The organism is Pseudomonas sp. MT92, assembly GCF_058792515.1.
Map to the genome: position 1 here is coordinate 16,146 of NZ_JBXAFA010000007.1, position 26,385 is coordinate 42,530.

Consider the following 26,385-nt stretch of genomic DNA (forward strand, 5'->3'; position numbering starts at 1 on the left):
GTCACGACCAGTCATGACGCGGCGGTTTCACGCCGTTGAGCAGCCAGTTGCCGACCACGTGGTATTTCCAGCGCACCGGATCGTGCAAGGTATGCACCCGCGCGTTACGCCAGTGGCGGTCAAAATTATGTTTCTTCAGGGTCGAACGAGTACCGCCCAGTTCAAACAGCTTGTTACTCGCTTCAATGGCGATCTCGGTGGTCAGCACCTTGGCCCTGGCCACGGCCAGGGACGCCAGGGCCACGTTGTCCTCATCCGGTGCCGGGCGCGCCGCGTCCAGTGCCCGTCCTGCCCTTTCCAGCAAGGCTTCGGCGGCTTCCAGGCGAATGTCCAGGCCACCGACCTGAATGATGGTCAGCGGATCTTCGCTGGCCCTTTCCACACCTGCGTCGATCCATGGCCGGGCGAATTGCCGGACGAAGGCGATGGTGTCGCGCAGGGCAGCGCGGGCAATGCCGGCATCGATGGCGGCCGTGGTCAACTGGGCGAGCGGGCCGGCCAGGGTCGGGTTTTCGTAGGAGCGATAAGTCGGGAACAGGTTGAACGCCGAGACGTGCAGATCTTCGGCCAGCACGGTGCCGCTGGAGGTGGTGCGCTGGCCGATGCTGTCCCAGTCGTCGACGATCACCAGCCCTTGAGTGCCGCGCTGGACGAACGCCAACTGGCCTTTCTGTTCTTCATCCAGCGCCAGCACCGCGAGCCAGTGCGCATACAACGATCCCGTGCAATACCCCTTGCGTCCGTTGATCACATGGCCGTCGCCGTAACGGCGGAGGGTCGCCTGAATATCCTGCACATTCTTGCCGCCGGTTTCCGACAAGGCGTTGGCGAACCGATGCCCCTGCAGTGCCAGCCCAAAGAAATGCGCCTGCTGCTCCGGGGTGCCTTGCAGACGAATGTCTTCCAGCAGGCAGTAATGGTTTTGCGGGATCTGCCCCAGGGAAGGATCGGCCGCCGAAATGATCGCGATCACCTGCGCCAATACCGCGTAGGACACCTGGGCTCCGCCAAATTCCCTGGGCACCGTAATGCCCCACAGCCCGCTGTTGGAGAACAGATCGACGATATCGGCGGGCACCTGGCGGGTGCGGTCACGTTCGGCGTCCTGCTCCAGCAAAATCGTGGCGATATGCTCGGCTACGCGCAGGGCTTCGGCTTCGCTGGCGATCCGGTGGGCGGCCGGCGGGTTGATCGGATAAACGGCAGATTCAGACATACAGGACTCTCGATACCAGTGTTTACCGAAGGTCATTGCAGCTTCTGTGCCTGACGACGAGACCCCGTTTTTTCGGGCGTTTAAACGAACGTTGGCGGGTTCGACAATGCCGAAGTCAAGGCAATATGTTGCTTCACTGTTGATTGCCGGACAGTGGCGCTGCTGCCGAACGCCGTGATCTTTTTGTGAACTTGGCGAGTGCTGAAGATCAAACACAAGACATCGCCTTTTTCGTCAGGACCTACACTGGGAGTCCTGCCGAAAAGCAGCGAAACGAGATCTTCCATCTACAACAAATCAGGGAGAACGATCATGAGCGTCAAACCTATTCCAGAGGGCTATCACAGCATCACCCCGTACCTGGGCATCAAAAAAGCGGCCGAAGCCATCGATTTTTACAAGAAAGCCTTCGGCGCCATTGAGGTCATGCGCCTGTCCATGCCCGACGGCGGTATCGGTCACGCCGAACTGCGTATCGGCGACTGCCCGATCATGCTCGGTACACCGTGCGACCAAGGCCCGTTGAGCAATCCGGACCAATCGCCATCCGTGGGGCTGCATTTGTATGTGACCGATGTGGACAAGTCCTATAACCAGGCCATTGCGGCGGGCGGCATTGTGGTGTCGGAGGTCAAGGACCAGTTTTATGGCGACCGTTCAGGGACGTTGAAAGACCCCTATGGCCATCTGTGGTTTTTGGCCTCGCGCAAGGAAGATCTGACCCAGGAACAGATCGAACTGCGGGCGAAGGAGATGTTTCAGCAGGGTTAGTGATTTCATGGGTGGCGAGGGGGCTTGCCCCTCGCCACAGGTAGCAACAACAAGTCTCCCGAAAGAAACGGCCTCTCGAAATACGAAACATTTTCTTTCATATCCCTCTTCGGGATTTCCCATACTCATCCGTCTTATCTAGATGCAGTCCTGTCGCGCCGGTAAAAGCCGCGTCCGGCCCCGGATCGACCTCATCGCTGCGAAGCCCGTGGCAGAGGCCTTCTCATCGAACCAAGACCCTTGATCATGTCGAAGAAATCCCGTTCCAAACTCTGGTTTCTGGTCCACAGCTGGCTGGCGCTGCCGATCTGGTTTTTTGTCCTGATCGTCTGTGTGACCGGCACTCTGGCGGTGGTCAGTCAGGAAATTCTCTGGCTGGCCAACCCGCCCATGCGCGCCAGCCAGCCCTCGGACGATGCACCACGGCTCAACTACGACCAAATTGTCGCCGCCATCAAGAAGGCCGAGCCCGACACACTGATCGAAAGCATCAGCCGGCCCGACGAGTCACACTTTGCTCTGGACGTGGAAGTCAGCTACCCCGACGGGCGTTCGGCGACGGTCTATGTCAATCCTTACACCGGCACCATTCAAGGCACGGCCCCGACCTTCGACTTCAAGGCCTTTACCCGAGCGCTGCATGGCTGGTGGCTGGTGCCATTCACCAATGGCTACAGTTGGGGCTGGTACCTGGTGTCGTTCCTCAGCCTGCCGATGCTGGCGTCCCTGGTGACCGGGCTGGTGGTGTACAAGCGTTTCTGGAAAGGCTTTTTTCGCCCGACCCTGCGGATTCGTCACGGGGCGCGCATTTTCTGGGGCGATTTCCACCGCCTCAGCGGCATCTGGTCGATCTGGTTCATCGCAGTGATTTCCATCACCAGTACCTGGTTCCTGATCCAGGCGTTCTTGTTCGATAACCAGATCTCGATCTCCACCGAACCGGTCACCGCCGTGGTACCCCGTGAAAGCGTACCGCTCAGCGCCGATGGTTCGCCGGCACCGATGATCAGCCTGGAGACCGCGATCCGCCAGGCCAGGGCACGTATTCCCGGACTCGACGAGGGTTTTGTCAGCCTGCCCGACAATGCCTACGGCTATCTGTCGGTGGGCGGTCGCAGCGGGTATCCGTTGATGTACCAGACCGTAGACATCAACCCCTATACCGGCGATGTCGCCGCCACACGCCTGCTCTCGGACCGCTCGGGCCTGGAGTGGGTGACCGAGTCCATGCGGCCGCTGCACACCGGAGATTTTGGCGGGATCTGGATCAAGCTGATCTGGTTTTTCTTCGGCCTGTTGCTGAGCATGATGGTGCTCAGCGGCCTGTTGATCTGGACCAAGCGAACCGCCCTGGCCACGGCCAATGCCCTCAAGCGCAACCACAAAACGTCACGCAGCCAGACGGCTGCGGCCATCCGCCACGAGTCCAGGCAGGTCAGCCAATGAACCCGGTCACCGCTGAAAAACCGCGTTCGCCGCTGAGCCGTTTATGGCACAAATGGCGCTTTCACCTCAACGTTCTGCTGTTGCTGGTGCCGCTGGGTTTCATGCCCGAGTATTTCGCCGACGCTGCGCTGTCGCGGGGTGACACCGGCCTGGGCGAACGGGACATCGGCGAAGTCACCGTCGGCCCGTGGAGCCTGCGCCTGGCCGAGTTGCACGACGAGGCCCCACAGCTCGATGGCCCGGCCGGCTACATGAAGAGTTTCAACGCGGCGCTGTGCGCCCGCTGCCGCGAACAGGTCAAGGCGACTTACCTGCGCATCGGCAAACCGCGCAGCCTGCGCGCCGCCGGGGTGATTTTCGTCGGCACGCCGTACCGCATGAGCGCGATGTTGCCGATCCCGGCCAGAACCAGGGCCGACGCGGAACTGTGGATCACCATGGAAGGTTGGGACGGCGCGATGCACCAGGCATCCATTCCTCTGAGCCAGGCCTCCCCCGCCACCCTCGCCTGGCTGAGCACACAAAGAGGTACACCATGATCGACCTTATTCGCCAGGTGAGCGCCGCACTGCTGATGTTCAGCGCCAGCGCCCTGGCCCATAACCCGATCTGCGAATGCAAAGCCATCGACGCCGGGCAGATCAAGTGCACGGGCGGTTTTTCCGATGGCAGCGGCGCGCCTGGCGTGACCCTGGATGTGATCGGTTACGACGAAACCATTCTCGTGCCCGGCAGGCTCGGAGCCGATTCGACCCTGACCTTCAAGAAGCCGGACACCGAGTTTTATGTGCTGTTCGACGTGGGGCCCGGCCACGTGGTCGAAATCGATCAGGCGGACATTCAGGCCCCATGAGCAGCCCAACCGCGCCCATCGTCCGCCCGGTCGGTGCCAGCCTTGAAACCGCGCCTGCCCCCCACCGCGACGAAACCACTCCGGTTGCACTTCACAAAACGCCACCTTGCCATTGCTTGCGGCCATCGCGATGCCAAAGGGTATGTCCTGCAACAGGGCGAGATTCGTTTACAACCGTGGGTCACCCAACCAGGGCTGAGGTGTTCGATGGTTTTGTTGTGCGACTCTAAACCTTCTGGGAGCGGGCTCGCTGTGCTTATCAGACCGGTTGCAACGGCATCGTCAACTCAACCCGCAACCCGTCCGGTCGACTGTCGAAACGCAGGGTGCAGCCGCAGCGCTGGACGATGGCCTGAACAATCGCCAGGCCAAGGCCGCAGCCGGTGCTTTGACCGTTGCGCCAGAAGCGTTGGGTCAAGTGCTGCAGATCGTCTTGAGCAATGCCCGGCCCGTGATCCCGCACCACGAACTGCACGCGATCGCCGTTGGTTTGCAAACTCAACTCCACCGGACCTTCACCAGAGGTATGGCGCAGGGCGTTGTCCAGCAGGTTGCGCAACGCCGCGATCGACAGCACGGCGGGCATTTGCACCGGGGCGTGCGAAAGCCTGGCCGGCACCTCGAACCGGATACGCTCGCGATCACCGCCGGCCGCATCTTGTATCGCCAGTTTCGCCACTTGCTCGGCGCTGCATTGCACGCCGTCATCGAACGACAGACTGCCTTCGACCCGTGCCAGTAACAGCAATTGCTCCAGGGTCCGGTGCAGGCGGTCGGCCCCCTCTTCGGCCCGGGCCAGGGACTGATCCCGCGCGGCACCCTCGGTCATGCGCGCCACCTGCAGGTGGGTCTTGATCGCGGTCAAAGGGCTGCGCAACTCGTGAGCCGCATCGCCGGTCAGTCGGCGCTCACGCTCGATGGTCTTGCCGATTCGCTGGAACAACTGATTTTGCGTATCCAGCAAGGGTTGCAGTTCGCTGGGCAAAGGCTGGACCTGCAAGGGCTCGAGCGAATCAGGGCTGCGCCGCATTAGCGCATCGCGCATGCGATTGAGCGGCGCGAGCCCTTGGCCGATCCCCAGCCACAGCAGGCACAGACAAACGAGCAGCGCCACGCCCACCGGCACGGAAGCGGCCAGCAGGATCGACATGTTCAACGCCTCGCGCTCGATCTGCCGGTCGGCGGTGGTGATCCGCAGATCGCCACGGGCCAAGGTGAAACTGCGCCACGGCGCACCATCGATCATCTGATCGTGGAAGCCCATTTTCTCCGCTTCCAGGGTTTGCCCCGGATCACTATGGCTACGGGCAAGAATTTCCCCGCGCAACGAACTGACCTGACAGGCCATGCCACCGGGGATATTCAGTTGTTCGGCGCTGAAATGGGTGCCCTCGCCCTTGCTCGGCACGGGCGGCAATTGCTCCATCAACCCGGCCACCATCCGCGCCGAGGCCACCAGCCGCTGGTCGAGGGAAAACATCATTTGATTGCGCAGGTCGCTGAGCATCCAGGCCGCAGCCAGCGCCCAGATCAACGCAAACGCGGCACCGAGCGTCAGGCTCAGGCGCAAACGCAAACTCATCACTTCTGAGGTTCTCCACCATCAGCCGGTCCCAGGCGATAGCCCAGGCCGCGCACGGTCTCGACAATGCCATTGCCGAGTTTGCGCCGCAGGTGATGGATGTGGACATTGAGGGCGTTGCTTTCCAGTTCGTCGTTGAACCCGTAGACGCTGTCCTTGAGCTGCTCGGTCGACAATACGCGGCCACGGTTGTGCAACAGGGCCTGCAACAGCGACTGTTCACGACGCGACAGGTCCACCGGCTGGCCGGCGAGCGTGGTCTCGCGACTGCTCGGGTCATAGGTCAGGGCGCCGTGTTCGATCAGGTTGACGCTGCGTCCCGCCACCCGACGCAACAAGGTGTGCAGGCGTGCAGCCAGTTCACGCAGGTCAAAAGGTTTGAGCAGGTAGTCGTCGGCACCGGCCTGCAGGCCGTCGACGCGGTCGGTGACCGAGTCCCGGGCCGTCAGGATCAACACCGGCAACTCCAGGCCGTTGTGGCGCAGTTGCTGCAATAACTTCAGACCGTCCTCGTCAGGCAACCCGAGGTCGAGCACCATCACATCGAACTCCGCGACCTTGAGCATCGCCCGTGCGGCGGACGCCGTGGCCACGTGCTCCACGGTCAAGCCCTGGGCGGAGAGGCCGGCGACGATGCCGCTGGCGATCAACTCATCGTCTTCGCAAACCAGAACGTGCATGGCAACTCCACGAGTAAAAAGGCGAGTCAAACAGTTGAGGATTAAGCGGTAATTATGGCAAGGGCACCGGCCGACGAACAGCGCGGAGCTGACGGCAGGACGTTCGTCCGGACCTCAACACAATCCATCCACTTTCAAGGCAAATTAGCCAGCGAGAAAAGCGAAACAAACAGCCATCAAAATCCCCTATAAAAATTCATATAAAACGGTAGTTTCAAACCCGGCTTCGATATAAGGCAAGCCGAGATTGTCCAACTAATGAAACACATTTATCTGAAAGGATTCAGATCATGCCGAAACTTGAAAACGTGGTTGCCGTGGATTGGCGATCCGGTAAGGACCGCTGCTACTTCTTCTTCAAAGACAACAATACCTATACCCGATTTGATATCGGAACCAACAACGTACCGCAGGGATATCCCGCCGAAGTCAACGCCGGCAATTGGGGACAGTTTCACACTCACGTAAAAAGCCTGCGCTTCGGATTTACGACCACAGGGCTCCCTGACGGCACGGCAAACGGTTCTGACGATGACATTCTATGGTTCTTCTATGACGACAACGGCACGCCCATGGTCTGTAAGTACGATCAGGATCTGGACGAAGTCAGGCGCACTCAACCCGTTGCCAAAACGATATGGGCGCCGTTACTGCCGTACTTTTACCGCATCGTCGCCGGAACCTGGTGGCCTCGACCCGGGTATAGCCTGAGCTTTCGATTTCTCATGAATGACGGGCACTCCCTCACCTACGATTACAAACAACAACGCCTAAAACATGAAACCATCAACGCCAGTTCGTGGCCCGGGCTGGAGCCGTACAAACACCGAATAATCACCGCTGTGCAAAACGACCGCACGCTGGCCGACAGCTACCTCTATATTTTCCTGACCAACCATCAATACATCCGCTACAACATGCCGCTCAACCGCGCGCAGTCCCGCCCCATCAATGTCGACGACGAGTCGTGGCCCGGTTTGTTGGACGACTGACCCTGCAACGAGGCCCTTTCCCTCAGGATCGGGCCTCACCGCAGTGGTTAATCATCGGTTAATCGCCACCGCCCATTGTGCATGCACTTGCACAGAACCAAGGCTTATTCATGCGTCGTCTGTTTTTACTTTTTTTTCTCTTGCTCTCGGGTCTGGCCCAGGCGGGAACCAATCCGTTTGAGACCAAACCCGACTTTCTTCCGGTCGGTAAAGCTTTCACTTTCACCTCTGAACGCCTGGAATCCGGTGAAACCCAACTGTTCTGGCAGATTGCCGATGGCTATTACCTGTATCAAAAGCGCCTGAAATTCGATGGCTTGCCTGCTGAACAGCATCCAGCGCTGCCGGAAGGCGAAGCTCACAGCGACGAGTTTTTCGGTGATCAGCAGGTCTATCGCCAGGGCCTGGAACTGAAGATTCCCGCCGGTGCCAGCGGCCAGATCAAGGTGGGTTTCCAGGGTTGTGCCGATGCCGGTTTGTGCTATCCGCCGCAGACCCAAGTCGTCGATCTGGGGGGTAAAGTTGCCAGCGTCGCGACAGACGAAGCCGCGGATCAAGCCTTGGCCAATGGCCTGCAGCAGCGGGCACTCGGCTGGAGCCTTCTGGTGTTCTTCGGCCTGGGCCTGCTGCTGGCCTTTACCCCGTGCTCGCTGCCCATGTTGCCGATCCTGGCCGGGCTGATCGTCGGCAGCGGCGCCTCGCCCAAGCGCGGTTTTGCCCTGGCCAGCAGTTATGTGGTGAGCATGGCGCTGGTCTATGCGGCGATGGGCGTGCTCGCGGCGCTGCTCGGTGCGAACCTGCAGGCACTGTTACAGAACCCGTGGCTGCTCGGCAGTTTCGCGGCGATTTTCGTCCTGCTGGCGTTGCCGATGTTCGGTTTCTTCGAACTGCAGCTGCCGGTGGCCGTACGCGATCGCCTGGAAAACGTTTCGCGCAATCAGCGTGGTGGCAGTCTGGTCGGTGCCGTTGTACTGGGGGCCTTGTCGGGCCTGCTGGTCGGCCCGTGCATGACCGCTCCGCTGGCCGGCGCCCTGCTCTACATCGCACAAAGCGGTAACGCGCTGCATGGCGGGTTGATCCTGTTTGCCATGGGCATCGGCATCGGCGTGCCACTGTTGCTGCTGGTGACCGTCGGTAATCGCTTCCTGCCCAAACCTGGCGCCTGGATGAACCTGCTCAAAGGCATCTTCGGCTTCCTGTTCCTCGCCACCGCGTTGCTGATGCTGCGCCCGGTGCTGGATGAGTCGCTGTGGGTCGGCTTGTGTGGGGCGTTGTTGTTGATTGCGGCGTATAGCGCCTGGAAACAGTCGGAAGGCTTTGGCCGTGTCGCTCATCTGTTCGGCGCCAGTTCACTGCTGCTCGGGTTGTGGGGCAGTCTGTTGATGATCGGTGCGGCGGGTGGCGCGGATGATCTGTTCAAGCCATTGCAGGTCTATAGCGTCGTCAACGCGCGCGGCGCCACAAACCCGGTCGGCCACGACGCCTTCACCACCATCAAGGACCCCGCCGAACTGCAACGGCAACTCGACGCGGCGCAGGCTCAGGGCCAGTGGGTGCTGCTGGATTACTATGCGGACTGGTGCGTGTCCTGCAAGGTCATGGAAAAACAGGTGTTCGCCAAAACTGACGTGCTCCAAGCCCTGAGCGACGTACGCTTGCTCCGCCTGGACGTCACCGCCGACAATGCCGCCAGTCGCCAATTGCTCGGCCGCTATAAAGTGCCGGGACCACCGAGCCTGCTGTGGATCGGTGCCGATGGCAACGAGCGTCGCAGCCAACGCATCACTGGCGAGGTCGATGCCACCACTTTCCTGCAACGCTGGACCACCACCCGAGACGCCCGTTAATGCTGACATTCACTCTCGGCACCTTTGCCATTGCGCTTAACCATCTACTGCTGATCAGTGCATTGGCACTGGCGACATTCGTCGGCTGGCGGGTGGCCAAGCGCGGTGGCGAAAACCCCGAGTCGGTGCTGTTCAGTCTGTTCCTGATCGGCATGCTCGCGGCGCGGATCAGTTTCGTCGCCGTTTACTGGATGCACTATCGCAACGATCCCTGGCAGATCATCGACCTACGCGACGGCGGTTTCCTCGCCTGGCCGGGAGTGATCGCGCTGGTACTTGCCACGCTGTACCGCGCCTGGCGCCGTCCGGGACTGCGCCGCCCGTTGGGCTTTGGCGTGGCGAGTGGCCTGGCCTTCTGGCTGCTGGCGACGTTCTCCTTGAGTATCTACGAACAAGGCACGCGCCTGCCGGACATCACCCTGCGCAACGCCGCCGGTGAAACCGTGCAACTGGCCGACTACAAGGGCGGTCCGCTGGTCATCAATCTCTGGGCCACCTGGTGTCCACCGTGTCGCCGGGAAATGCCTGTGCTCGAAAGCGCCCAGCAACAACGCCCGGACCTGACCTTCTTGTTCGTCAATCAGGCGGAAAGCATGCAAAGTGTCAGCACCTTTCTGGAAACCCAGGGCCTGAGCCTGTCCAACGTGCTGTTCGACGGTAGCGGCCGTTTGGGCCATGCCGTCGGCTCCATGGCGTTGCCGACTACGCTGTTCTATAGCCCTGAGGGTCGCCTGCTGGGCAGCCATCTGGGCGAGTTGTCGCAAGCCAGCCTGGCTCGCGCACTGGAAAATTTCGATACCGCTCCTGCCACCTCTTCAAGGAAACTGCCATGCCCCGCCTCCGCCACCTGCTGACCCTGAGCCTGGGTGCCGCCCTGCTGCACTTGCCATCGGTGCAGGCTGAAGAGCTGCCCGAGGCGATCAAGAAGATCGAAGCCAAAGGCGCGAAAATCGTCGGCCAGTTCGACGCTCCCGATGGCCTGCGCGGTTATGCGGCGCAATATCAGAACCGCGGCATGGCGCTGTACCTGACACCGGATGGCAAGCATGTGCTGCTGGGCAATCTGTACGACGCCGAGGGCAATGACCTGAGCAGCGCGCCGTTGCAGAAACTGGTCTACGGGCCTATGTCCAAGGAGGTCTGGGGCAAGTTCGAGGCGAGCAGCTGGATCGGCGACGGCGACAAGAGTGCCCCGCGCATCGTCTACCTGTTCAGCGATCCGAACTGCCCCTACTGCAACCTGTTCTGGGAACAGGCGCGGCCATGGGTCAAGGCTGGCAAGGTGCAGTTGCGCCACATCATGGTCGGTATCATTCGCGAAGACAGTCCGGGCAAGTCCGCCGCACTGCTCGCCGCCAAGGACCCGCAAAAAGCCCTGGCGGACCACGAAGCCGCTGGCAAGGGCAGTTCGCTCAAGGCGTTGAAGGATGTACCACCGGCGATTCAAGCGAAACTCGCGGCGAACATGCAGTTGATGGAAGACCTGGAGTTGCAAGCCACGCCGGCGATCTTCTACATGGACGACAAGGGCGAGCTGCAACAGCAGCAAGGTGCGCCGTCGCCGGACAAACTGGTGAAGATTCTCGGGCCCAAGTGACCTCATCGGCCCCTTCGCGAGCAATGGGGCCATTACAACCGACTAGTGTCTCTCGGCTAAAAAACCGAGCAACACTTCAGTGACGAACTGCGGATTTTCCAGATTGGAAATATGCCCCGCGTCCGGCACCCACACACACGGGCAACCGATCAGCTCGGCCATTTCCCGCGCTTCGCCGGGTGGGCGTGGCTTGTCCTGATCGCCACAGATCACCAGCGTCGTCGCGGCGTTCAATTCGCCCAGGCGTGGCAACAGGTCCTCTCGGCCAAAGGTGATCCGCCCCATCGGCACGATGCTTTCGCGCAGGCGCTCAGGCGGCAACGCGGCGAGTTTGGCGCGGAAGTCCCGGTACAGTGCCGACTGCGGATCGATGCCCGGACGGAAAAAGATCGGCACCACGATGTCGAGCAGTTGCGGCGATATTTCGCCGCTTTCCTCGATCATCTTGAACAGCGAAAAATAGTATTGCCGGGTCGGCTCCGGCTCGACGCCGACATAGGTGTCCATCAGCACCAGGCCGTTGAGTCGTTGCGCAGACGACAACGCCAACCGCACGCCCCACATGCCACCGACCGAAAGCCCCACCAGCGTGAAGCGTTCTATTTCCAGATGATCGATCAACGCCAGCGCCTGACGAGCGATATCGTCCAGCGACCGTGTGCCCTGCGGAAGTCGCCCGGATTCACCATGGCCCCACAGGTCCAGCGCAATCACCCGATACTGTTGCGACAACGCAGCAATCTGCGGCGCCCACATGTTCTGGTCCCACAGGTAACTGCCGGCCAGCAGCACCGCCGGGCCAGTGCCTTGATCAATATAGTGAAGGGCTTGTCCGTCTATGGTCAGGAAGGGCATCGGATGACTCCGCTTGAAAAAATGGAGCCGGAAGGCTGAGCTGCTGACGACCGGCAGTCAATCGCGAAAATGTACGCGATTGTACAGCGCCTTGCGATCCAGTTTGCCATGGAGCGGGCTCACGATAATCGTCGACAGTTCAACGATGTAACGCATTCCGGGGCGTGAAATTCAAGCGGGGTCGGTCAATTCGCGAGCTGCGGCGCGCTCTGTGTCGCCGGGACCGGCAACACCGCAATTTTGTACGGATCGAATATCCTCAGCATCTGACCGTTATCCCGCAGCCCTTGCAACAACTTGCCGAATGCCTCGCTGCTGATGGGCGAGGCCGGGCGCAGGATCGCGTAATGGTGATAGACCTGATCGACGCGCTCGGACACCAGAAATTGATCGGCGACCTTGTCGTTGCGCAAAAAATAGTCGCTGAGATAGGAACGCGTGACCAGGGCGATGTCGGCGCGCCCGCGCAGCACCATCAGCAAATTGCTGTCATGGGAATACGTCAGCGTAGCGTTGTAGTTCTGCGCGAGGAATTTGGGATCGGCATTGAAACCGGCAAATTCGTAGTGATAGCCGCTGAACATCGCCAGACGCTTGCCCGTCAGGTCGGCAAAGTAGTTTTGCTGCCGCACTGGCTGACCTTCATGCTGGCGCTGCGCGACAAAAATCTCGGCGTCTTCCAGGCCCATGTCGACACTGGTGTGGGGGATGTCCTTCCAGCCCCAGTCGGGGTTTTCGAAGATCGCCATATCGACCCGCCCTTGTTTGAAATCACCGAAACGCCGGGGAATGGAGGTGGGCACCAGGACGAACTGATAGTCGTTTTGCAGGGCATTGAGCGCCTCGACCAATTGCGGCAGCAAACCGGTGTCGGCACCGGACTCCGGGCGCACGGTGTAGGGCGGAAAGTGCGCCGCACCGATACGCACCAACTGTGCAGCCTGGGACGGCATCATCCATAACGCAGCAAGCGCCATCAGCAAAAGCCGCGAAGCCGTCCGAATTGGCGAAGGCATCAAAACTACCACTCCAAAAAAGTACTGCATCAATGCATTCAAGCTAGGCGGTTTCACCCAATTAGCCAGTTTCCTGCCGACCAATGCAATCTAATTATTTTTCCCCCAGCACCAGAATCAGCGCCTCGTCGGCCAGTTGATCGAGGCTCATGCTGCCACCGGCGCGAAACCAGGTGGTGGTCCAGGACAGTGCCCCGGTGAGAAAGCGTCGCGTGACAAACACATCACCGCGAATGAGACCGGCACTCTTCGCTTCCCCCAGTACCTGCAACCAGATGTCTTCGTAAATATCGCGCAACGCCAGGACCTTGGCCTGACCGTCCTCGGACAGTGAGCGCCATTCGTAGACCAGCACCGCCATGGCCTCGCCACTGCCGCCCATGATCGACTGCAATTCACAACGGATCAGCGCCAGCACCCGCTCGCGCACGTTGCTGGCGTCGGCGATGGCTGCACGCATCAGCGCGGTGTTGTAGCGAATGGTCTCCTCCATCACAGCCCGCAGGATTTCTTCCTTGCTTTTGAAGTGATGAAAAATGCTCCCTGACTGAATGCCCACGGCACCGGCCAGATCACGCACCGTGGTGCGTTCGTAGCCTTTATTGCGAAACAGGTGAGCCGCCACTTGCAGGAGCTTGCCGCGGGCACTGTCCGGATCGGTCAATTGGCCGTTTTCGACCAGTTCGTGCATGACCCTCAGGGCTTTTTGCTCGTCCACCCGTTTTCTCCTACAGTCGAGATCACCGCTAAAACAGCGGGGTTGCGCGGGCAATTTAAGCTGCTGCCCGCAACCAAGCAAGCGCTCGGGCAGAAGTTATTTTAGCCGTTTACAAACCAAGCGCTTGCTTGGTAGTCTCGAAACACTTCTGTCGGAGGTGGTTATGGAGTTGACTGCGCCAAAAACGATCCGCATCGGTTGCGCCAGCGCCTTCTGGGGCGACACCTCGACCGCCGCCGCGCAACTGGTGGAAGCTGGGCGCCTGGACTATCTGGTCTTCGACTACCTGGCGGAAATCACCCTGTCGATCATGGCCGGCGCACGGATGAAAGATCCCCAGGCGGGCTATGCCAGCGACTTCATCGAAGTGCTCAGTCCGCTGCTCAAGCAACTCTGCGAACAAAAGATCCGTGTCATCAGCAATGCCGGCGGGGTCAACCCACAGGCCTGCGCCGCCGCGCTGCAAGCGGCGTGCGACAAGGCCGGCGTTGCACTGAAGATCGCCGTCCTGCTGGGCGATGACCTGCAACCGCAGTTCAAACAACTGGGTTCTCGCGGCATCCATGAGATGTTCAGCGGCGCGCCGCTGCCGCCCCTGTGCGTCTCGACCAACGCTTACCTTGGCGCACCGGGCATTGTCGAAGCCCTGCGTCTGGGGGCGGACATCGTGATCACCGGGCGCGTGGTCGACAGCGCGGTGGTCAGCGCCGCGCTGGTGCATGAGTTCGGCTGGTCGTGGCATGACTACGACAAACTGGCCCAGGCGGCCCTGGCCGGCCACATCATCGAATGCGGCGCCCAGTGTACCGGCGGCAACTTCACCGATTGGCGCGACGTGCCCGACTACGAGCACATCGGATTTCCCATCGTCGAAGTCAGCGCCGACAGCCAGTTCATCGTCAGCAAACCCGAAGGCTCTGGCGGGCTGGTCACCCCGCTGACGGTGGGCGAGCAAATGCTTTATGAAATCGGCGACCCAAGGGCCTATCTGCTGCCCGACGTGGTCTGCGATTTCACCCGGGTCAAACTCGTGCAGCAAGGCAAAAACGCGGTGCAGGTGCACGGTGCGAAGGGATTGCCGCCGACCGATCAATACAAAGTCAGCGCCACCTACCCGGATGGTTTTCGCTGCACCGCCAGTTGCCTGATCGCCGGCATCGATGCGGTCGACAAGGCTCGGCGGGTCAGCGAAGCGATCATCAACAAGACCTCGGAGATCTTCAGCCAGCGCGGCTGGGCGCCCTATAGCGAGGTCAACATCGAACTGCTCGGCAGCGAGGCCACTTACGGCCCCCATGGCCAGCGTCGCGACAGCCGCGAAGTGGTGATCAAACTCGCCGTGCGCCACCCGAATAAACAGGCATTGATCGTGTTCTCCCGGGAAATCGCCCAGGCCGCCACCGGCATGGCACCGGGCCTGACCGGGATTGTCGGCGGCCGCCCCACCGTGTACCCGCTGATCCGCCTGTTCTCGTTCCTGATCGACAAAACCGCCTGCACGCTGGAAATTGATCTCATGGGCCAGCGCCATCCGTGCGCCCTGCCCGCTGTCGATCTGCTCGACAGCGCCGACTTGCCCGTGCCGCTCGAACCACCCAAGCCTGCGGGCATGGCCGACGCCAGCGTGGCGCTGGTCAAACTGGCGGTGGCCCGTTCGGGCGACAAGGGCAACCACAGCAACATCGGCGTGATGGCCCGCGACCCCGAGTACCTGCCCTGGATCGCCGAAGCCTTGACCCCGGCGGTGCTCGTCGACTGGATGAGCCATGTGCTGGACCCGATCCACGGCCGTGTCGAGCGCTGGTATCTACCCGCCTCCCACAGCCTGAACTTCCTCCTGGAAAACGCCCTCGGGGGCGGCGGTGTCGCCAGCCTGCGGATCGACCCACAAGGCAAGGCATTCGCCCAGCAACTGCTGGAAATCCAGATTCCGGTGCCTCAGCGCATCGCCGACCAGGTCAACTAGAGGGCTGCCACCATGGCCTACGATTCGATTTTCAAAGCCGATTTGTTTGCAGGTTTTACCGTCATCGTCACCGGTGGCGGCAGTGGCATTGGCCGTTGCACCGCCCATGAACTGGCCGCCCTCGGCGCGCACGTGCTGCTGGTCGGACGCAAGGCCGACAAGTTGAAAGCCGTCGCTGCCGAAATTACCGAAGACGGCGGCAGGGCCGACTGGAGCACCTGCGATATTCGCGAGGAAGATGCAGTGACGCACCTGGTTGGCGAACTGATCCGCAAGCACGGCCCGATCCACGGTCTGGTCAACAATGCCGGCGGGCAGTACCCGTCGCCCCTGGCTTCGATCAATCAGAAGGGGTTCGAAACGGTGATGCGCACCAATCTGGTCGGCGGTTTCCTGATGGCCCGGGAAGTGTTCAACCAGTCCATGAGCAAACACGGCGGCGCCATCGTCAACATGCTCGCCGACATGTGGGGCGGCATGCCGGGCATGGGCCACTCGGGCGCCGCGCGTTCCGGCATGGACAACCTGACCAAGACCGCGGCGTTCGAGTGGGGTTACGCCGGGGTGCGGGTCAACGCCGTGGCGCCGGGCTGGATCGCGTCCAGTGGCATGGACACCTATGAAGGCGCGTTCAAGGCGGTGATCCCGACCTTGCGCGAACACGTGCCGCTCAAGCGGATCGGCACCGAGTCGGAGGTCAGCGCGGCCATCGTTTTCCTGCTCAGCCCGGCGGCGGCGTTCATCAGTGGCAGTACCTTGCGCATCGATGGCGCCGCGAGTCTCGGTGGCCGCGCATGGCCGATTCACAAGGCGACCCACAGTGAGTCGTACAACGGCTTTCACCGTGCGTACCTTCCAGACGTGCTCAAGGATAAGGAATAACCCATGCCGGTGATTCAGTCGCAACTCGATCCCCACAGCGAACAGTTCGCCCGCAATCGCGCGGCCATGCTGGTGGGGATCGAGCAGGTCCGCGAACTCGAGCAGAACCTGTTGAACAAGGCAGCCGAGGCCAAGCCCAAGTTCGACAAGCGCGGACAATTGCTGCCCCGCGAACGCCTCAATCTGCTGCTGGACCCCGGCGCGCCCTTCCTCGAACTGGCGAGCCTGGCCGGTTACAAACTGCACGACGACAAGGATGGCAGCTCGGCCGGTGGCGGCCTGATCGCCGGCATCGGTTACGTGTCCGGCGTGCGCACTCTGGTGGTGGCGAACAACAGCGCGATCAAGGGCGGGACCATTTCCCCCAGCGGTTTGAAAAAGTCCCTGCGCCTGCAACAGATCGCCATGGAAAACAAACTGCCGGTGATCACCCTGGCCGAAAGCGGTGGCGCCAACCTCAACTACGCGGCGGACATTTTCGTCGAAGGCGCGCGCAGCTTTGCCAATCAGGCGCGGATGTCAGCCATGGGCCTGCCGCAGATCACCGTGGTGCATGGCTCGGCAACGGCGGGCGGTGCTTATCAACCCGGATTGTCGGATTACGTGGTGGTGGTACGGGGCAAGGCCAAGCTGTTTCTCGCCGGCCCGCCGCTGCTCAAGGCGGCGACTGGTGAAGTGGCGACCGACGAAGCACTGGGCGGCGCCGAGATGCACGCGCAAATCGCCGGCACCGCTGAATACCTGGCGGAAAACGATGCCGACGGTGTGCGTCAGGTGCGCGAGATCGTCAGCCTGTTGCCGTGGAACGACCGATTGCCTGCGCTGCCGGAACGTCACTGGGAAGAACCGCTCTACCCCATCGATGAATTGCTCGGCCTGATCCCGGATGATCCGAAAAAGCCCTACGACGTCCGCGAGATCATCGCCCGTATCGCCGACGGTTCGAACTTCCTCGAGTTCAAGGGCGAGTTCGACCAGCAAACCGTCTGCGGCCAACTGAAAATCCAGGGCCGCGCCTGCGGCTTCATCGGCAATAACGGCCCGATCACGCCCCAGGGTGCGAGCAAGGCTGCGCAGTTCATCCAGCTGTGCGACCAGAGCCAGACGCCATTGCTGTTTTTCCATAACACCACGGGGTTCATGGTTGGCACCGAATCGGAGCAACAAGGCGTGATCAAGCATGGCGCCAAGATGATTCAAGCGGTGGCCAACGCCGGGGTGCCGAAACTGACGATCGTCGTCGGCGGTTCCTATGGCGCCGGCAACTATGCGATGTGCGGCCGCGGCCTCGACCCGCGCTTCATCTTCGCCTGGCCCAATAGCCGTACAGCGGTGATGGGCGGTGCCCAGGCCGGCAAAGTGCTGCGCATCGTCACCGAGGCCAAACAGGCCAAGGACGGCCTGGTGCCCGATCCGAAAATGCTCGACATGCTGGAACAGGTCACCGCGCAGAAACTCGACAGTCAGTCCACGGCGCTCTACGGCAGCGCCAATCTATGGGACGACGGCCTGATCGATCCGCGCGATACCCGGACCTTGCTCGGTTACTTGCTGGATATCTGTCACGAGGCCGAGGTACGGCCGCTGCACGCCAACAGTTTTGGTGTCGCACGGTTCTAGGCCGGCGACCAAAGGGAGAACAATAAAAATGATTTTCACCCAGGAACATGAAGCCCTGCGCCGCACCGTCCGCCAATTCGTCGACAACGAGATCAATCCCCACGTCGAAGAATGGGAAAAGGCCGGACGCTTTCCGATTCACGAGATTTTCCGCAAGGCTGGCGACCTTGGCCTGCTGGGGATATCCAAACCGGAAAAATTCGGCGGCATGGGCCTGGACTACAGCTACTCGATCGTCGCCGCCGAAGAATTCGGCACCATTCATTGCGGCGGCATTCCCATGTCCATCGGCGTGCAGACCGACATGTGCACCCCGGCCCTGGCGCGTTTCGGCTCCGATGAATTGCGCGACGAATTCCTCCGTCCGGCCATCAGCGGCGAGCAGGTCGGCTGCATCGGCGTCTCCGAAGTCGGTGCCGGTTCCGACGTCGCCGGGTTGAAGACCTCCGCACGCAAGGACGGCGACGATTACGTGATCAACGGCAGCAAGATGTGGATTACCAATTCGCCGTGCGCCGATTTCATCTGTTTACTGGCCAACACCTCGGACGACAAACCGCACATCAACAAATCACTGATCATGGTGCCGATGAACACGCCGGGGATCAGCCTCAGCTCGCACCTGGACAAACTCGGCATGCGCAGCTCGGAAACCGCCCAGGTGTTTTTCGACAACGTGCGCGTGCCGCAACGCAACCGCATCGGCCATGAAGGTGCGGGGTTCATGATGCAGATGCTGCAGTTCCAGGAGGAACGCCTGTTCGGCGCGGCGAACATGATCAAGGGGCTGGAGTACTGCGTCGACAGCACGATCGACTACTGCAAGGAGCGCAAGACCTTCGGCAGTGCATTGATTGACAACCAGGTCATTCACTTTCGCCTGGCCGAACTGCAAACCGAAATCGAATGCCTGCGAGCGCTGGTTTATCAGGCCACCGAGCAATACATCAAGGGGCAGGACGTCACTCGCCTCGCGTCCATGGCCAAGCTCAAGGCCGGCCGGTTGGGCCGCGAAGTCAGCGACAGCTGCCTGCAATACTGGGGCGGCATGGGCTTCATGTGGGACAACCCGGTGGCCCGCGCCTACCGCGATGTACGGCTGGTGTCGATCGGCGGCGGTGCTGACGAAATCATGCTGGGGATCATCTGCAAACTCATGGGCATCCTGCCGGGGAAAAAGAAATGACGACCTTGCCGGTTTGCCAGACCTTGCTGCTGGAGCCGCATAACGGCGTGCTGCACATCACCCTCAATCGCCCGGACAGCCGCAACGCCATGAGCTTGCAGATGGTCAGCGAGCTGCGCGCGGTGCTGGCGGCGGTGCACGATGACCGGGCGACCCGCGCCCTGGTCATTGGCGGCGCCGGCGGGCATTTCTGTGCAGGCGGCGACATCAAGGACATGGCCAATGCCCGCGCCCAAGGCCAGGATGCTTACCGCGATTTGAACCGCGCCTTCGGTGCCTTGCTCGAAGAAACCCAGCATGCGCCACAAGTGGTGATCACCGTGCTGCAAGGCGCAGTGCTGGGCGGCGGTTTCGGCCTGGCCTGTGTCAGTGACATCGCCCTGGCCGATCATCAGGCGCAATTCGGCCTGCCGGAAACCAGCCTTGGCCTGCTGCCGGCTCAGATCGCGCCGTTCGTGGTCCAGCGCATTGGTTTGACCCAGGCCCGGCGACTGGCCCTGACGGCGGCGCGATTCGATGGGACCCAGGCGCGGCGGATGGGACTGGTGCATTTTGTCGAGCACGATCCACAAGCACTGGCCGAACGCCTGGATGACGTGTTGGCCCATGTGCTGTGTTGTGCGCCGGGAGCGAATGCGGCGACGAAAAAGCTGTTGCTGGCGAGCGCCGCGCAGCCATCGGCTGAACTGCTGAATCAAGCGGCCGAGTGGTTCAGCGAGGCGGTGACCGGAACAGAAGGCATCGAGGGCACCATGGCCTTTGTGCAGAAGCGTAAACCGGGGTGGGCCTCCTGAAAAACATCGCTGGCAAGCCAGCTTCCACGGTGGATTTGTGCCACACACAACCCTGTGGGAGCTGGCTTGCCAGCGAAGAGGCCAGCACTTTCACCGCAAAACCAAGGGAAAAACCCATGCCCGCACTCAAGAAAATCCTCATCGCCAACCGCGGTGAAATCGCCTGCCGCATCCAGCGCACCGCCCAGGCCCTGGGCTACCGCACCGTCGCCGTGTTCAGCGATGCCGACGCCGATGCGCTGCATGTGCGGATGGCCGACGAAGCGGTGAACATTGGCCCGGCTGCGGTGCAACAGTCTTATCTGAATATCCCGGCCATCATCGAGGCCGCCCGGCGCACGGGCGCGGATGCGATCCATCCCGGCTATGGCTTTCTCTCGGAAAACGCCGGTTTCGCCCTCGCCTGTCAGCACGCCGGCATTACCTTCATCGGCCCCAGCCCCGAGGCGATTGAGTTGATGGGCAGCAAACGCCTGTCGAAGATCGCCATGCTCGAGGCCGGTGTGCCGTGCATCAAAGGCTATCAAGGTGCCGAACAGGACGACGCAACCCTGAGCCGCGAAGCCGAACGCATCGGCTATCCGCTGATGATCAAGGCCAGCGCTGGCGGTGGCGGACGCGGCATGCGCCTGGTACACACGGCCGGCGACTTGCCGGAGCAGCTTCGCACCGCGCGCTCCGAAGCCCTGCACGGTTTTGGCAGCGAAGAACTGATCCTCGAACAGGCCCTGATCGAACCACGGCATGTCGAAGTGCAATTGTTCGGCGATCAGCACGGCAACCTGATCTACCTCGGCGAACGGGATTGTTCGATTCAACGCCGCCATCAGAAGGTCATCGAGGAAGCCCCCTGCCCGGTCATGACCACCGAGCTGCGCCAGGCCATGGGTGAAGCGGCGCTCAAGGCAGGGCGCGCGGTGAATTACGTTGGTGCCGGTACGGTGGAGTTTCTGCTGGATGCGCGCGGACAGTTTTTCTTTCTGGAAATGAACACGCGGCTGCAGGTGGAGCATCCGGTGACGGAGCTGATCACCGGGCTTGATCTGGTGGCCTGGCAACTGAATATCGCCGAGGGGCAGCCTTTGCCGCTGCGTCAGGAACAGGTGCAACTCAACGGCCACGCCATGGAAGTCCGGGTGTATGCCGAGGACCCGGCCCAGGGTTTTCTGCCGCAGACCGGGCGCGTCGACGCCTGGGAACCGGCCGCGCAAAGCGGTGCACGGATCGACCATGGCCTGATCGAAGGCCAGCAGATCAGCCCTTTCTATGACCCCATGCTGGGCAAGATCATCGCCCATGGCGCCACCCGCGAGGAAGCCCGGCGCAAGTTACTGCGAGCGGTGCAGGACACCGTGCTGCTGGGAGTGCAGAGCAATCAGCGTTTGCTCGCCAGCCTGTTGGATCATCCACAATTCATCAGCGGCAAATTCAGCACCGGGTTCATCGCGCAGCATTTCGCCGACCATACCTGCCTTCACCCACACGTCCCCGGCGCCGAGGAACTGGCGATTGCCGCGGCGCTGTTCTATCAGGCCTCTGCTCAATCGCATCGCGCCCCGCTGGCCGGTTGGCGCAACAACGCCAGTGTGCCGCTCCAGTATTGTCTGGGTTTGGAGGATCAGACGTGGTCGGTAGAGCTGAAGGCTATGCCGGGCAAGGCCTACCGGATTCGGATCGCGACCCGCAGCCTGGATCTGAACATCATCGAATGCGACGGACGCTGGGCCACTTTGGAAATCGACGGCATCCGCAAGCGCCATGCCTACCGATTGGAAGCCCGGCAACTCTGCCTGTTCACCCGCCCGGGCAGTTTGAGCCTGACAGACCGGACCCAGGCGCTGGTCAGCAGTCTGGCCAGCGTCAGTTCCGGCACCTTAAAGGCGCCAATGGACGGAGCGATCGTCGATGTGCTGGTCCATGAAGGCAGCCCGGTGAGCAAAGGCCAATTGCTGGTGGTGCTGGAGGCCATGAAGATGGAGCATCCGCTCAAGTCGGGTATCGACGGCGTCCTCAAGCGCTTGCAGGTGCAGGTGGGCGATCAGGTGAAAAACCGGCAGATTCTGTTGGAGGTCGAATAAGCCGCTAGGCGGATCCGCCGGGTTTGGCTACGCTCAAGCCCTATCAAGACGCGGATACCAGGAACCCTGCAATGCCTCACTGGCTGGTCATTGATCTGGAAGCCACCACCGATGAAGGTGGCTGGCCCATCACGGAAATGGAAATCATCGAAATCGGCGCCAGCCTGGTGGACCGCAAGGGCCGGGAGCTGGACCACTTCCAGCGCTTCGTCAAACCGGCACGGCGTCCGTTACTGACATCGTTTTGCCGGGAACTGACCCACATAACCCAGGCCAATATCGATGCCGCGCAGCCATTGGACGAGGTATGGGAATCGTTCGAGCGTTGGCTCGGCCAACATCGCACGCACCTTGAAGGCTGGGCCAGTTGGGGCGACTACGATCGCAAACAGCTGCTTCAGGAATGGCAGCGCCTGCACATCGACAGTGCACTGGCCAAGGTGCAACACATGAACCTCAAGCAGCGCTTTGCCAAGGTCCGACGCCTGGAGCGTCCGCTGGGGCTCAATGGTGCCCTGCAACTGGCGGGTTTGCAGTTCACCGGCCAGCAACACCGGGCGCTGGAAGATGCGCGCAATACCGCACGGCTGCTGCCACTGGTTCTTCCCCTTTAGAGAGGTGACTCGGCGTTGGGCCTTGTGCATACTGGCCGGCCCTTTTTAGCCCTTTTCGAGGAATCGCCCATGTTTAAAGTCAACGAGTACTTCGACGGCAACGTCAAGTCGATCGCCTTTGACAACGCTGAAGGTCAGGCGACCATCGGTGTCATGGCTCCGGGTAACTACGACTTCGGTACCAGCCAGCGTGAAATCATGCACGTGGTGTCCGGCGCGTTGACCATTCAACTGCCGGATAGCACCGAATGGGAAACTTTCAACGCCGGTGAACAGTTCAACGTTCCGGCCAATAGCAAGTTCAAGGTGAAAGTGGCCGTCACCACCGCTTACCTGTGCGAATACCGCGGCTAACCCCCGGGTTTCACAGCAGCAAAAAAATGCCCGTGTCCAAGGACTCGGGCATTTTTATTGAGCGCCGTTACTCGAGGATGGTCACCGGCATACCGACTTGCAGCCGGCCATTGCCGTCATTGACCAGATTCTGGCCGAACATCGCGCCATCGGCTTCAGACCGGTACTTCTGTAGGGAGGCCAAGGGTTCGCGATCTGCGCTGCGCTCGCCGGTCTGCGGATCGATGGTGGTCAAAATGCAACGCGCGCACGACTTGACCACCCGGAACTCGACATCGCCGATGCGAATGCGCTTCCAGCTATCCTCGGCATACGCCTCGCTGCCTTCGATCACCAGATTCGGCCGAAAACGCAGCATTTCCAGCTCACGTCCGACTTTTTGCGACAGGTCTTCCAGCGATGCCTGGCCGATCAGCAGCAGCGGATACCCATCGGCAAACGCCACCTGATCGTCGTCCTTGCCATAACCGGCCTCGGTCATGCGCGCACGATCCAATGGCACTTGTACCAGGCGGGTCGGTTTGCCAATGAATTGGCTGACCCATGCGCCCGCTTCATCGCCGGCATCGGGCACACGCAGGGTGTCGCGCCAGATGGTGACGCCACGCAGTTCGGCGTCGCTTGCGGGCAAGGCGATATCGATCGGTGGGTGGCCGGGGGCGCTGAGGGTCAAGCCGCCTTCAGCATTCCACAACGCTGACAATTGGCTCATCTGCGCCACCGCACGCTGGGTCAGAAAGCGCCCGCTGGCCTCGTCGACCAGCATCCAGCGTCGATCTCCGTCCAGCCCCAGTTTGTCGAGGCTGACCTGCTGCAAAGGCTCACCCTTGCCAGATTTCAACGGATAACGATAAAGCGCGCTCAGACGCAACATGACCAGCTCCCTGGGAGGTAAAAACGCCACCCTATACGAGCTTGATCGCTGAATCAAAGGCCAAAAAACAGTGGGAGCGGCTCGCCGGATAAAGCGACGTCACAGACTCAGCCGGCTCCACAGGTTGTTTGCGGGCGCGGTCAGGCCGGCACGGCGTCAAGCATCAGGCGCTGACGCACCACGTCGACGAGTTTGTCGGGCTGGAACTTGGAGAGGAAATTATCGCAGCCAACCTTCTTGACCATGGAGTCGTTGAAACTGCCGGACAAAGACGTATGCAACACCACATACAGGCCTCGCAGACGTGGATCGTTGCGGATCTCGGTGGTCAGGCGATAGCCGTCCATTTCCGGCATTTCCGCGTCGGTGAAAACCATCAGCAGTTTGTCGGTCATGTTAACGCCGGTATCGGCCCAGCCCTTGAGCATGTTCAGCGCCTTCAAGCCATCGCTGGCAATGTGCATCTTCACGCCCAACTGCCCCAGGGTGTCACGCAACTGCGACAGGGCCACATTCGAGTCATCCACCAGCAACACTTCACGACCACGGGCACGCTCCAGCACCGGATCGTCGAGCTTGTCGCGCGACACCTTGGCGTTGTACGGGACGATTTCCGCCAGGACTTTTTCAACGTCGATGATTTCCACCAACTGATCATCGACCTTGCTGATGGCGGTCAGGTAATGCTGACGACCGGCGCTGGTCGGCGGCGGCAGAATGGCTTCCCAGTTCATATTGACGATACGGTCCACACCCCCCACCAGGAATGCCTGTACCGAACGGTTGTACTCGGTGACGATGATCGTGCTGTTCGGGCCTGGCACCAGTGGACGCATGCCGATGGCCTGGGACAGGTCAATCACCGGCAGGGTCTGGCCACGCAGGTTGACCACGCCACAAACGAACGGGTGACGCTGAGGCATCAGGGTCAGCTTCGGCAGTTGCAGGACTTCCTGCACTTTAAAGACGTTGATCGCAAACAATTGCCGTCCGGCCAGCCGGAACATGAGAATTTCCAGGCGATTCTCACCCACCAGTTGCGTACGTTGGTCTACCGTATCGAGAATGCCGGCCATTCAATGACTCCTGGGCTTGTTCTGATGAATTCACTATTGGAGGGTTATCGGCTGTTTTTGCCGGAGCTTGACCCCTTGCAAAATGCCACGCACAGGCATTGATGTCACATTAACATCATGCTTTACTGGCGTTGTGATTTCATCTGCTACACTCCTGCAACGCGACCACAGCTTTCGCGTTCGGTTCCTTTGCGTAAGGGATTCCCCTAGCATCAATCAGGTAAAACCTGATATTCGCAATATCCAATAGCCATTAATGTGACGCCATTCTCATTGCATGAATGGAGTCAGGCTTGTGTGTGCGATTGCAGGTAAGTGGCCAGCCACCCTTTCGATTACTACTGCCCGCACTCCAGCAGGTCGTAGTGCGATCCCACGACCAAACGGTTACGTCGGGACGCTGTCCGTCCTGATCGACACGCGCGACATCCCCTCATTAGTCATGACGTTGTGGAGATAAGCATGCCGAACAATCGCAATGAATGGGCACAGCGGATCCCTGAATTTCTCGTCGAAGCTGAAACACTCCTGGCCAAGACCGAGGAATGCCTGAGTCATTTGCAACTGATCAGCAATGACAAGGACGCGATCGACTGCATGCTCAGTACCCTCCTCAAGCTGGCCAACAAGGCCGATGCCCTGGCGCTGGCCGCTGTTTCAGAATTCTCCTTACACATACACGGCTTGCTCAATCATGCGCAGAATCATATGGATCTGCATGACGAGGCCCTGAGCGCGCTGAAAGACTGCCTGACACTGATTGCCTGGCAACTCGAACTCATCGACCAGAAAACCGGCCAGCTCAGCCTTGATGAAAGTGAACAGACCACCCTGATTGAAGCGTTTGCCTGTCAGGTTGGACAAAGTCAGTTTCGGCCACCGATTAACTCCAAACCCTTCACAATCATTTCCTATGCTGAACAGACTTAAAACGACAGAACGCCCCGTATTTCTTTTTTTCCCGATGACGACTCAGTAACTTGAGCAAACACACATCGCAACTGGCTATTGCATATTTAAGCGACAACCCCCAACAAATAACTAATCTCCTCGACAGCCGACAGCCTAGGGTTTTGCCTGATATTAAATGACAAAAACCTATAGACAAACGCCCCCCCATGCGCCGACGAAACAGCCTCCTTTTTGCTGGCTGGAGCCAGGGTTTGGACTCGTGTTTCCTGACTCCAGGGACATCTATCGCGTACGCGACCAACGGTATCTTAAGTGGTATTATGCCGCCCAATAGTTTGCGTCAAGTAATGGCAACGTGATTGCAGACGGTCGTAATCCGATCAAGTTCCAGACTGGACTTCTTATTCAGAATACGCCCCGTTGAAATCGATGCCTGATACTAAAAAACATTGACCC

25 protein-coding genes and 1 pseudogene are annotated in these 26,385 nt (G+C 60.5%); 17 read left to right on the forward strand and 9 right to left on the reverse strand.

All coding sequences use genetic code 11. From position 1 onward, the window contains the following. Position 1: 1 nt before the first annotated feature. The gene (locus tag AC1Q6D_RS14465; RefSeq protein ID WP_103406286.1) at positions 2-1,216 is read right to left on the reverse strand and encodes an SfnB family sulfur acquisition oxidoreductase; all 1,215 of its coding nucleotides are present in this window, start codon (positions 1,214-1,216) and stop codon (positions 2-4) included. Between the two features lie 312 nt (positions 1,217-1,528). On the opposite strand from AC1Q6D_RS14465, the gene AC1Q6D_RS14470 reads away from it, so the two are divergent. From AC1Q6D_RS14470 to AC1Q6D_RS14485, 4 genes are all read left to right on the forward strand, one after another. Next, a complete protein-coding gene (locus AC1Q6D_RS14470) occupies positions 1,529-1,987 on the forward strand; it encodes a VOC family protein (protein ID WP_103406287.1) in 459 nt (152 codons plus the stop codon). Between the two features lie 246 nt (positions 1,988-2,233). After that, positions 2,234-3,433 carry a PepSY-associated TM helix domain-containing protein gene (locus AC1Q6D_RS14475; protein ID WP_103406288.1) on the forward strand — a complete coding sequence of 400 codons (1,200 nt, stop codon included), beginning with the start codon at positions 2,234-2,236 and terminating at the stop codon, positions 3,431-3,433. Beyond that, on the forward strand, positions 3,430-3,972 hold the full coding sequence (locus tag AC1Q6D_RS14480; RefSeq protein ID WP_103406289.1) for a PA2404 family protein: 543 nt from the start codon (positions 3,430-3,432) through the stop codon (positions 3,970-3,972). The genes AC1Q6D_RS14475 and AC1Q6D_RS14480 overlap by 4 nt, the downstream gene beginning before the upstream one ends. After that, positions 3,969-4,286: a hypothetical protein gene (locus tag AC1Q6D_RS14485; RefSeq protein ID WP_103406290.1), complete on the forward strand. Its 318-nt coding sequence runs from the start codon at positions 3,969-3,971 to the stop codon at positions 4,284-4,286. Before AC1Q6D_RS14480 ends, AC1Q6D_RS14485 begins: the two co-directional genes overlap by 4 nt. A gap of 42 nt (positions 4,287-4,328) precedes the next feature. Here AC1Q6D_RS14485 and AC1Q6D_RS14490 read toward each other — a convergent pair. The 3 genes and pseudogenes from AC1Q6D_RS14490 to AC1Q6D_RS14500 form a co-directional block, all read right to left on the reverse strand. Further along, a pseudogene (locus AC1Q6D_RS14490) lies at positions 4,329-4,510 on the reverse strand (GNAT family N-acetyltransferase); the annotation flags it as partial. A 35-nt stretch (positions 4,511-4,545) separates the two neighbouring features. Then, on the reverse strand, positions 4,546-5,871 hold the full coding sequence (locus AC1Q6D_RS14495) for an ATP-binding protein (protein WP_103406291.1): 1,326 nt from the start codon (positions 5,869-5,871) through the stop codon (positions 4,546-4,548). After that, positions 5,868-6,548, reverse strand: coding sequence for a response regulator (locus AC1Q6D_RS14500; RefSeq protein ID WP_047527280.1), 681 nt, complete (start codon positions 6,546-6,548; stop codon positions 5,868-5,870). Before AC1Q6D_RS14500 ends, AC1Q6D_RS14495 begins: the two co-directional genes overlap by 4 nt. A 290-nt stretch (positions 6,549-6,838) precedes the next feature. Between AC1Q6D_RS14500 and AC1Q6D_RS14505 the strand changes: the two genes are divergently transcribed. The 4 genes from AC1Q6D_RS14505 (at position 6,839) to dsbG (ending at position 10,984) form a co-directional block, all read left to right on the forward strand. Further along, positions 6,839-7,540, forward strand: a complete 702-nt coding sequence (locus AC1Q6D_RS14505) for a hypothetical protein (RefSeq protein WP_103406292.1) — start codon at positions 6,839-6,841, stop codon at positions 7,538-7,540. Between the two features lie 110 nt (positions 7,541-7,650). Continuing rightward, positions 7,651-9,387 (forward strand): protein-disulfide reductase DsbD, encoded by a 1,737-nt coding sequence (dsbD, locus tag AC1Q6D_RS14510; protein ID WP_207291554.1) that lies wholly within the window; start codon positions 7,651-7,653, stop codon positions 9,385-9,387. Then, positions 9,387-10,241, forward strand: coding sequence for a TlpA disulfide reductase family protein (locus AC1Q6D_RS14515; protein WP_047527276.1), 855 nt, complete (start codon positions 9,387-9,389; stop codon positions 10,239-10,241). Before dsbD ends, AC1Q6D_RS14515 begins: the two co-directional genes overlap by 1 nt. Further along, positions 10,217-10,984: a thiol:disulfide interchange protein DsbG gene (gene dsbG, locus AC1Q6D_RS14520; RefSeq protein ID WP_103406294.1), complete on the forward strand. Its 768-nt coding sequence runs from the start codon at positions 10,217-10,219 to the stop codon at positions 10,982-10,984. The genes AC1Q6D_RS14515 and dsbG overlap by 25 nt, the downstream gene beginning before the upstream one ends. 42 nt (positions 10,985-11,026) lie before the next feature. On the opposite strand, the gene AC1Q6D_RS14525 is transcribed toward dsbG, so the two are convergent. The 3 genes from AC1Q6D_RS14525 to AC1Q6D_RS14535 form a co-directional block, all read right to left on the reverse strand. After that, on the reverse strand, positions 11,027-11,839 hold the full coding sequence (locus tag AC1Q6D_RS14525; protein ID WP_103406295.1) for an alpha/beta fold hydrolase: 813 nt from the start codon (positions 11,837-11,839) through the stop codon (positions 11,027-11,029). 185 nt (positions 11,840-12,024) lie between these two features. Next, positions 12,025-12,855 (reverse strand): substrate-binding periplasmic protein, encoded by an 831-nt coding sequence (locus AC1Q6D_RS14530; protein WP_103406314.1) that lies wholly within the window; start codon positions 12,853-12,855, stop codon positions 12,025-12,027. A gap of 94 nt (positions 12,856-12,949) precedes the next feature. Further along, a complete protein-coding gene (locus AC1Q6D_RS14535; protein WP_047527272.1) occupies positions 12,950-13,573 on the reverse strand; it encodes a TetR/AcrR family transcriptional regulator in 624 nt (207 codons plus the stop codon). Positions 13,574-13,736: 163 nt separating this feature from the next. Here AC1Q6D_RS14535 and AC1Q6D_RS14540 point away from each other — a divergent pair, with 163 nt between their 5' ends. The 8 genes from AC1Q6D_RS14540 (at position 13,737) to ppnP (ending at position 23,067) form a co-directional block, all read left to right on the forward strand. Then, entirely contained in the window at positions 13,737-15,539 is a 1,803-nt protein-coding gene (locus AC1Q6D_RS14540) for an acyclic terpene utilization AtuA family protein (protein ID WP_103406296.1), read from the forward strand. Positions 15,540-15,551: 12 nt separating this feature from the next. After that, positions 15,552-16,421, forward strand: coding sequence for an SDR family oxidoreductase (locus AC1Q6D_RS14545; protein ID WP_103406297.1), 870 nt, complete (start codon positions 15,552-15,554; stop codon positions 16,419-16,421). 3 nt (positions 16,422-16,424) lie between these two features. Beyond that, on the forward strand, positions 16,425-18,041 hold the full coding sequence (gene atuC / locus AC1Q6D_RS14550; protein WP_103406298.1) for a geranyl-CoA carboxylase subunit beta: 1,617 nt from the start codon (positions 16,425-16,427) through the stop codon (positions 18,039-18,041). Between the two features lie 28 nt (positions 18,042-18,069). Further along, positions 18,070-19,227: a citronellyl-CoA dehydrogenase gene (atuD, locus tag AC1Q6D_RS14555; protein ID WP_103406299.1), complete on the forward strand. Its 1,158-nt coding sequence runs from the start codon at positions 18,070-18,072 to the stop codon at positions 19,225-19,227. Further along, entirely contained in the window at positions 19,224-20,021 is a 798-nt protein-coding gene (locus AC1Q6D_RS14560; RefSeq protein ID WP_103406300.1) for an enoyl-CoA hydratase/isomerase family protein, read from the forward strand. The genes atuD and AC1Q6D_RS14560 overlap by 4 nt, the downstream gene beginning before the upstream one ends. A 116-nt stretch (positions 20,022-20,137) precedes the next feature. After that, complete coding sequence (locus AC1Q6D_RS14565; RefSeq protein WP_103406301.1) at positions 20,138-22,099, forward strand: acetyl/propionyl/methylcrotonyl-CoA carboxylase subunit alpha; 1,962 nt, start codon at positions 20,138-20,140, stop codon at positions 22,097-22,099. A gap of 71 nt (positions 22,100-22,170) precedes the next feature. Beyond that, positions 22,171-22,713, forward strand: a complete 543-nt coding sequence (locus AC1Q6D_RS14570) for a 3'-5' exonuclease (protein ID WP_103406302.1) — start codon at positions 22,171-22,173, stop codon at positions 22,711-22,713. Positions 22,714-22,782: 69 nt separating this feature from the next. After that, on the forward strand, positions 22,783-23,067 hold the full coding sequence (gene ppnP / locus AC1Q6D_RS14575; RefSeq protein ID WP_103406303.1) for a pyrimidine/purine nucleoside phosphorylase: 285 nt from the start codon (positions 22,783-22,785) through the stop codon (positions 23,065-23,067). Positions 23,068-23,134: 67 nt separating this feature from the next. Here ppnP and AC1Q6D_RS14580 read toward each other — a convergent pair whose 3' ends face one another. Then, positions 23,135-23,941, reverse strand: coding sequence for an MOSC domain-containing protein (locus AC1Q6D_RS14580; protein WP_103406304.1), 807 nt, complete (start codon positions 23,939-23,941; stop codon positions 23,135-23,137). 140 nt (positions 23,942-24,081) lie between these two features. After that, a complete protein-coding gene (locus AC1Q6D_RS14585) occupies positions 24,082-25,017 on the reverse strand; it encodes a chemotaxis protein CheV (RefSeq protein WP_103406305.1) in 936 nt (311 codons plus the stop codon). Between the two features lie 462 nt (positions 25,018-25,479). On the opposite strand from AC1Q6D_RS14585, the gene AC1Q6D_RS14590 reads away from it, so the two are divergent. Beyond that, positions 25,480-25,947: a hypothetical protein gene (locus AC1Q6D_RS14590; RefSeq protein ID WP_103406306.1), complete on the forward strand. Its 468-nt coding sequence runs from the start codon at positions 25,480-25,482 to the stop codon at positions 25,945-25,947. Positions 25,948-26,385 lie beyond the last annotated feature (438 nt).

What these genes read in the sequence shown, in the direction of transcription:
- AC1Q6D_RS14465 (WP_103406286.1), bottom strand. Translation starts at nt 1,216, where the DNA reads ATGTCTGAATCTGCCGTTTATCCGATCAACCCGCCGGCCGCCCACCGG.
- AC1Q6D_RS14470 (WP_103406287.1), top strand. Translation starts at nt 1,529, where the DNA reads ATGAGCGTCAAACCTATTCCAGAGGGCTATCACAGCATCACCCCGTAC.
- AC1Q6D_RS14475 (WP_103406288.1), top strand. Translation starts at nt 2,234, where the DNA reads ATGTCGAAGAAATCCCGTTCCAAACTCTGGTTTCTGGTCCACAGCTGG.
- AC1Q6D_RS14480 (WP_103406289.1), top strand. Translation starts at nt 3,430, where the DNA reads ATGAACCCGGTCACCGCTGAAAAACCGCGTTCGCCGCTGAGCCGTTTA.
- AC1Q6D_RS14485 (WP_103406290.1), top strand. Translation starts at nt 3,969, where the DNA reads ATGATCGACCTTATTCGCCAGGTGAGCGCCGCACTGCTGATGTTCAGC.
- AC1Q6D_RS14500 (WP_047527280.1), bottom strand. Translation starts at nt 6,548, where the DNA reads ATGCACGTTCTGGTTTGCGAAGACGATGAGTTGATCGCCAGCGGCATC.
- AC1Q6D_RS14505 (WP_103406292.1), top strand. Translation starts at nt 6,839, where the DNA reads ATGCCGAAACTTGAAAACGTGGTTGCCGTGGATTGGCGATCCGGTAAG.
- dsbD (WP_207291554.1), top strand. Translation starts at nt 7,651, where the DNA reads ATGCGTCGTCTGTTTTTACTTTTTTTTCTCTTGCTCTCGGGTCTGGCC.
- AC1Q6D_RS14515 (WP_047527276.1), top strand. Translation starts at nt 9,387, where the DNA reads ATGCTGACATTCACTCTCGGCACCTTTGCCATTGCGCTTAACCATCTA.
- dsbG (WP_103406294.1), top strand. Translation starts at nt 10,217, where the DNA reads ATGCCCCGCCTCCGCCACCTGCTGACCCTGAGCCTGGGTGCCGCCCTG.
- AC1Q6D_RS14525 (WP_103406295.1), bottom strand. Translation starts at nt 11,839, where the DNA reads ATGCCCTTCCTGACCATAGACGGACAAGCCCTTCACTATATTGATCAA.
- AC1Q6D_RS14530 (WP_103406314.1), bottom strand. Translation starts at nt 12,855, where the DNA reads ATGCCTTCGCCAATTCGGACGGCTTCGCGGCTTTTGCTGATGGCGCTT.
- AC1Q6D_RS14540 (WP_103406296.1), top strand. Translation starts at nt 13,737, where the DNA reads ATGGAGTTGACTGCGCCAAAAACGATCCGCATCGGTTGCGCCAGCGCC.
- AC1Q6D_RS14545 (WP_103406297.1), top strand. Translation starts at nt 15,552, where the DNA reads ATGGCCTACGATTCGATTTTCAAAGCCGATTTGTTTGCAGGTTTTACC.
- atuC (WP_103406298.1), top strand. Translation starts at nt 16,425, where the DNA reads ATGCCGGTGATTCAGTCGCAACTCGATCCCCACAGCGAACAGTTCGCC.
- atuD (WP_103406299.1), top strand. Translation starts at nt 18,070, where the DNA reads ATGATTTTCACCCAGGAACATGAAGCCCTGCGCCGCACCGTCCGCCAA.
- AC1Q6D_RS14560 (WP_103406300.1), top strand. Translation starts at nt 19,224, where the DNA reads ATGACGACCTTGCCGGTTTGCCAGACCTTGCTGCTGGAGCCGCATAAC.
- AC1Q6D_RS14565 (WP_103406301.1), top strand. Translation starts at nt 20,138, where the DNA reads ATGCCCGCACTCAAGAAAATCCTCATCGCCAACCGCGGTGAAATCGCC.
- AC1Q6D_RS14570 (WP_103406302.1), top strand. Translation starts at nt 22,171, where the DNA reads ATGCCTCACTGGCTGGTCATTGATCTGGAAGCCACCACCGATGAAGGT.
- ppnP (WP_103406303.1), top strand. Translation starts at nt 22,783, where the DNA reads ATGTTTAAAGTCAACGAGTACTTCGACGGCAACGTCAAGTCGATCGCC.
- AC1Q6D_RS14580 (WP_103406304.1), bottom strand. Translation starts at nt 23,941, where the DNA reads ATGTTGCGTCTGAGCGCGCTTTATCGTTATCCGTTGAAATCTGGCAAG.
- AC1Q6D_RS14585 (WP_103406305.1), bottom strand. Translation starts at nt 25,017, where the DNA reads ATGGCCGGCATTCTCGATACGGTAGACCAACGTACGCAACTGGTGGGT.
- AC1Q6D_RS14590 (WP_103406306.1), top strand. Translation starts at nt 25,480, where the DNA reads ATGCCGAACAATCGCAATGAATGGGCACAGCGGATCCCTGAATTTCTC.